This is a genomic window from Ralstonia sp. TCR112, assembly GCF_007997035.1.
Classification (GTDB): domain Bacteria; phylum Pseudomonadota; class Gammaproteobacteria; order Burkholderiales; family Burkholderiaceae; genus Ralstonia; species Ralstonia edaphi.
In genome coordinates, this window is sequence record NZ_VOSS01000036.1 from 1 (window position 1) to 4,974 (window position 4,974).

6 protein-coding genes are annotated in these 4,974 nt (G+C 60.9%); 3 read left to right on the forward strand and 3 right to left on the reverse strand.

Annotation, left to right across the window (positions count from 1 at the left end):
* The first annotated feature begins 253 nt into the window (after positions 1-253).
* The gene (locus FUT88_RS12540) at positions 254-658 is read left to right on the forward strand and encodes a VOC family protein (RefSeq protein WP_147215522.1); all 405 of its coding nucleotides are present in this window, start codon (positions 254-256) and stop codon (positions 656-658) included.
* A 142-nt stretch (positions 659-800) separates the two neighbouring features.
* Here the strand turns inward: FUT88_RS12540 and FUT88_RS12545 are convergent, their stop codons facing one another.
* The 3 genes from FUT88_RS12545 to FUT88_RS12555 all read right to left on the reverse strand — a co-directional run bounded on the left by FUT88_RS12545 (position 801) and on the right by FUT88_RS12555 (position 2,933).
* Positions 801-989 (reverse strand): CsbD family protein, encoded by a 189-nt coding sequence (locus FUT88_RS12545; RefSeq protein WP_147215524.1) that lies wholly within the window; start codon positions 987-989, stop codon positions 801-803.
* A gap of 154 nt (positions 990-1,143) precedes the next feature.
* On the reverse strand, positions 1,144-1,584 hold the full coding sequence (locus FUT88_RS12550; protein ID WP_147215526.1) for a VOC family protein: 441 nt from the start codon (positions 1,582-1,584) through the stop codon (positions 1,144-1,146).
* A gap of 29 nt (positions 1,585-1,613) precedes the next feature.
* The gene (locus FUT88_RS12555) at positions 1,614-2,933 is read right to left on the reverse strand and encodes an MFS transporter (protein WP_147215528.1); all 1,320 of its coding nucleotides are present in this window, start codon (positions 2,931-2,933) and stop codon (positions 1,614-1,616) included.
* Positions 2,934-3,090: 157 nt separating this feature from the next.
* Here FUT88_RS12555 and cyoA point away from each other — a divergent pair, with 157 nt between their 5' ends.
* Positions 3,091-4,143: a ubiquinol oxidase subunit II gene (gene cyoA, locus FUT88_RS12560; RefSeq protein WP_147215530.1), complete on the forward strand. Its 1,053-nt coding sequence runs from the start codon at positions 3,091-3,093 to the stop codon at positions 4,141-4,143.
* Between the two features lie 115 nt (positions 4,144-4,258).
* A partial coding sequence (locus FUT88_RS12565) for a cbb3-type cytochrome c oxidase subunit I (RefSeq protein WP_186829298.1) occupies positions 4,259-4,974 on the forward strand: 716 nt, incomplete at its 3' end.

Genomic DNA, 4,974 nt, shown 5'->3' on the forward strand with positions numbered 1-4,974 from the left:
CGAGTCCCCTCCCTCGCACCAAAATTCCTTTGAAGATCAATGGCTTAGATTTTCAATTTATTGAAAATCCAGCCGTTCTCCCGCATCCGGTTTTACGCGCGGCTTGCCTGCGCTCAGTCGTCGAGGACGGAGGCGGGCTTGCAGACGCCGACAGTTCTCCAGCAATCCGCGCCGCCGTCTGGGAGCACACTTTGCTGAAGGTTCTCGGGCGGCCTGAACCCGGCGCCCGCTCGGCATTGTTCGGAGATATTCCATGCTCAAAGACTGCGACGTATCAGCTCGGATCCCAGCGCAGGACCTCGCACGCGCCCGGCAGTTCTATTCGTCAAAGCTGGGGCTCGAGCCGATTGAAGAACGGCCCGGTGGCCTGCGCTACAAGTGCGGGAACGGCTATTTCACGTTGTTCCAGTCAGCCGGAACAGCTTCTGGTGCCCATACGCAAATGGGCTGGGAGGTGCATGACATCGAAGCGACCGTTAGCGAGCTGAAACAGCGAGGCGTCGCCTTTGAGGAATACGACTTTCCCGGCCTCAAGACCGTCAACGGCATTGCACGTATTGAAGGAAATTACCCCTCCAAGGCGGGCGCGGCAGAAAAGGGAGCCTGGTTTCGAGACAGCGAAGGCAATCTCCTGGCCATCGGGCAGACTGTTTTTTGAGCGCGACCGGGGCGGTTGCATCGTGCATCGGCGACCTATCTGCTCTGCTGTGCGTGTAAAAAAAGGCGACCGGTTGGTCGCCCTTTTTTTTTCTGGGTCATGAGCATCGGCGCCAGGAGGCTGTGCCCATAACGCAAGGCCCTTAGCGGGACTTCTTCGCGATGTCCTTCGCTGCTTCCCTGACGTCGCCAGCGTCCTTGCGCGCTTGACCGCCGGCTTGCTGGAGGTCACCCTTCAGCTCACGTGCGGGGTTGTTCGTCGCCTTGCCCATGGCCTCGTTGACCTTGCCCTTCATCTTCTCGACAGTACCTTTCACTTGGTCCTTGTTCATGGTCTGCTCCTTTGAAAAGGCGCTCGTGCGCACTGCGGATTGACTAGCAGTTCGCGTGCCTAAGGAGTTGCTCATGTGTGTAGCGACCGCGCGTTCGCCAACGACTTAGCTTGCTCGGCCGAGGTGCAAAGTGGAACCGTTTGGCCCGTGAATGCTACTTGCGCAGTTCCTCGGCGAGCCCGAGCAGAATTCCTTCTGGTCCCCTGATGTAGCACAACCGATACACGTCGCCGTATTGCACGACGTCGCCGACAAGGGTGGCGCCGCGTTTACTGAGCCGGGCGAGCGTATCGTCGATGTCCTCGACGGTGAACATGACCCGCAGGTAACCGAGCGCGTTGACCGGTGCGACGCGATGATCGGCGACTACGGGCGGGGCCAGAAAGCGGGAAAGCTCCAGCCGGCCATGACCGTCCGGCGTGCGCATCATGGCTATTTCAACGCGCATGCCGGGCAACCCCGTGACGCCATCGGCCCAGTCCCCCTCGATTGGGGCGCGCCCTTCGAGTTCGAGGCCGAGTTCGGTGAAAAACTCCACGGTAGCATCGATGTCGGCGACAACGATGCCGACGTTGTCCATACGTTTGACTGTCATGCGGGTTCCTGGGTGGCGAGTCTACGAGTCTACGAGTCTGGCGTTCCGAGCGCCTTATTGATCCGCAACGCCACCAGCGTCCCGACCACACCGGACAGCAGGTACAGGCTCACCGCTCCGAGCCCGAACAGCGACGACAAACCGAGCGCCACGAGCGGCGCGAATGCCGCACCGAACAGCCAGCCGAAATCGGTCGTCAGGGCGGCGCCGGTATAGCGGAATCGGCTCTCGAAGTTGGACGTCACCACGCCGGCCGCTTGCCCATAAGACAACCCCAGCAGACCGAAGCCGATCAGGATGAAAGCGTCCTGGCCCGCAACACCGCCATCGAGCAGCCACGGCGCGGCCAGGCTGAAGATGCCGATCAGCACGGCCATGGCCGCCAATGTGGTGCGTCGGCCGAAACGGTCGGCAATCAGGCCGGAGACCAGCGTGCCCACAAATGCAATTGCGGCGCCGATGATCTGCACGATCAACACGGCAGGCACGCTTTGCGTCTTGCGCAGCGACACCCATGACAGCGGAAACACGGTGACGAGGTGGAACAGCGCATAGCTGGCCAGCGCGGCAAAGGCGCCGAGGAAGATGTTGAACCCTTGCGCGTTCACCATCTGCAGGGTGCTGATCGGTTCCAGCTGTTCTTCCTCGAGCAACTGCGTGTATTCGTGCGTGACCACCAGCCGCAGCCGCGCAAACAATGCCACCACGTTGATGGCGAAGGCGACGTAGAACGGATAACGCCAGCCCCAGTCGATGAATTCCTGAAACGTGAGGCTGGTATAGAGAAACAGGAACAGCGCCCCGGCGATGATGAAACCCGTCGGGGCGCCCAACTGCCCGACCATGGCGTACCAGCCGCGCTTGTTTTCAGGCGAGTTCAAGGCCAACAAAGACGGCAGGCCGTCCCACGAACCGCCAAACGCGATGCCCTGCATGAAGCGGAAGAGCGCCAGCAAGTAGATTGCCGAATGGCCGATCGATGCGTACGACGGCAGGAACGCGATACCCACCGTGGCCGTGCCGAGCAGGAACAACGACGCAGTCAGCTTCGTGCTCCGCCCCCAGCGGCGCTGGATGCGCATGAACAGCGCCGTGCCGAATGGCCGCCCGATAAAGGCAAAGGAGAAGACGGTGAAGCTGAAGAGCAGCCCCGCCAGTTCACTGGCAAACGGAAAGTACACCGTAGGGAAGACCAGCACCGAGGCAATGCCGTAGACGAAAAAGTCGAAGTACTCCGACGCTCGCCCGATCACCACGCCTGTGGCGATCTCGGCCGGTGCAACTTCATGGTGTCCTGGCGCAGGAGGTGCAGTGGGCGACGCGCGATGCTGGTGGGTCAGACTTGCCATCGTGGAGTCTCCATCGGGATTCGGGGGAGGGGATGTCGTACGGCGATCAAAAAGTCCGTCATCACAAGACCAGAATAGCGCCTAAACTGCAACGACAAGTCGAAAGATCGTTGGGCCATCCCAGCGCGACGTTAACCAAACGCCACTTCCGAGACCCATGCCACGCTTCAATGCAGTAGTGACACCCCTTGGAATTACGGGAAGGCCGCTTTGGCGAGGTGCAGCCATTGCCTTGTTGGCGACCCTTGCAGGTTGTAGCCACGCCGTGCTGTTGTCGCCGGCTGGCGACATGGCGGTGCGACAGCGGGACTTGATCATCATCGCGACATGTTTGATGTTGCTGATCATCGTTCCCGTGATCTTTCTCACGCTGCTGTTTGCGTGGCGATATCGGGAGAGCGCAGAAAACGCGCACTACAACCCCGACTGGGACCACTCCACCGTGCTGGAGCTTGCAATCTGGGCCGCGCCGCTCCTGATCATCATCACGCTGGGTGCCATCACCTGGGTCAGCACCCATCAGCTTGATCCGTATCGACCGCTGACGCGGCTGGACCAGCAACGTCCGGTGCCTGCCGAGACCAAGCCGCTTACCGTGGAAGTGGTGGCAATGGACTGGAAGTGGCTGTTCGTCTATCCCGAGCAAGGCATTGCCACGGTCAACGAACTGGCCGCGCCGGTCGATCGCCCCATTGCGTTCCGGATCACGGCCACCACGGTCATGAACGCGTTCTTCGTGCCGTCACTGGCAGGCATGGTCTATGCGATGCCCGGCATGGAAACGAAGCTTCATGCAGTGATCAACCGGCCCGGCGTGTACGACGGGTTTTCTTCCAACTACAGCGGCGCGGGCTTCTCGCACATGCGGTTCAAGTTCCATGGCCTGTCGAACGAAGAGTTCGACCGGTGGGTCCAGCAGGTCAAGTCGTCGGGCACGTCGCTGTCAAAGGACACCTACCTGAAGCTCGCCAAGCCGAGCGAGAGCGAACCGGTGCAGCGTTACGCCAGCGTGGCGCCGGACCTCTATGACCGCATCCTGAACCGCTGTGTGGACGGCCAGGCCTGCCTGGCGGACACCATGGCGAGCAACCGCAACGTGAGGCGCTTCGACCCGTCGGCGGAAATCTGTACCGCCAGCAATACGGCCGACGCCATGCCGATGTTTGCACCGGATGCGGCCGTCAACGACGGTCGAAGGCTGTTGCGGTAGTGCGGGGCGGTCGGTCGTTTCCGCCCTTTCAGCTTCTCAGCTCTTTCAGTCCCTTTGACGTTTTTCGCCAACATTGATCGGCCAGAATTGGTCAATACAGGCCCAGGTGACATCCATGCCCGAGCGTTCCGAACTCGCCAACATGATCTTTGGCCGCCTGACGTGGGAGGCCATTCCGTATCACGAGCCGATCCTGCTCGCCACCTTCGCGGTCGTCGCCCTGGGCGGTCTTGTGCTGGTGGGCGCGCTGACGTACTTCCGCGTCTGGGGCTACCTCTGGCGTGAGTGGTTCACCAGCATCGATCACAAGAAGATCGGCATCATGTACGTCGTGCTGGGCATCGTGATGCTGCTGCGCGGCTTTGCCGATGCCGTCATGATGCGGATACAGCAGGCAGTGGCCTTTGGCGACAACCTTGGCTACCTGCCGCCGCACCACTACGACCAGATCTTCACCGCGCACGGCGTGATCATGATCTTCTTCGTGGCCATGCCGTTGGTGACGGGGCTCATGAACTTTGTCATGCCACTGCAGATTGGTGCACGCGACGTGGCGTTCCCGTTTCTCAACAACTTCAGTTTTTGGATGACCACGGGCGGCGCCATCCTGGTGATGATGTCGCTGTTCGTGGGCGAATTCGCGCGCACCGGCTGGCTGGCCTATCCGCCGCTGTCGGGCATCCTTGCCAGCCCCGATGTGGGCGTCGATTACTACATATGGGCGTTGCAGATAGCGGGGGTCGGCACCGTGCTATCAGGCATCAACCTGCTTGTCACCATCGTGAAGATGCGCGCGCCGGGCATGACGCTGATGCGCATGCCGATCTTCAC

Excerpts from the sequence above, each read along its gene's own strand:
- cyoA (WP_147215530.1), top strand. The coding sequence starts at position 3,091 with ATGCCACGCTTCAATGCAGTAGTGACACCCCTTGGAATTACGGGAAGG.
- FUT88_RS12540 (WP_147215522.1), top strand. The coding sequence starts at position 254 with ATGCTCAAAGACTGCGACGTATCAGCTCGGATCCCAGCGCAGGACCTC.
- FUT88_RS12545 (WP_147215524.1), bottom strand. The coding sequence starts at position 989 with ATGAACAAGGACCAAGTGAAAGGTACTGTCGAGAAGATGAAGGGCAAG.
- FUT88_RS12555 (WP_147215528.1), bottom strand. The coding sequence starts at position 2,933 with ATGGCAAGTCTGACCCACCAGCATCGCGCGTCGCCCACTGCACCTCCT.
- FUT88_RS12550 (WP_147215526.1), bottom strand. The coding sequence starts at position 1,584 with ATGACAGTCAAACGTATGGACAACGTCGGCATCGTTGTCGCCGACATC.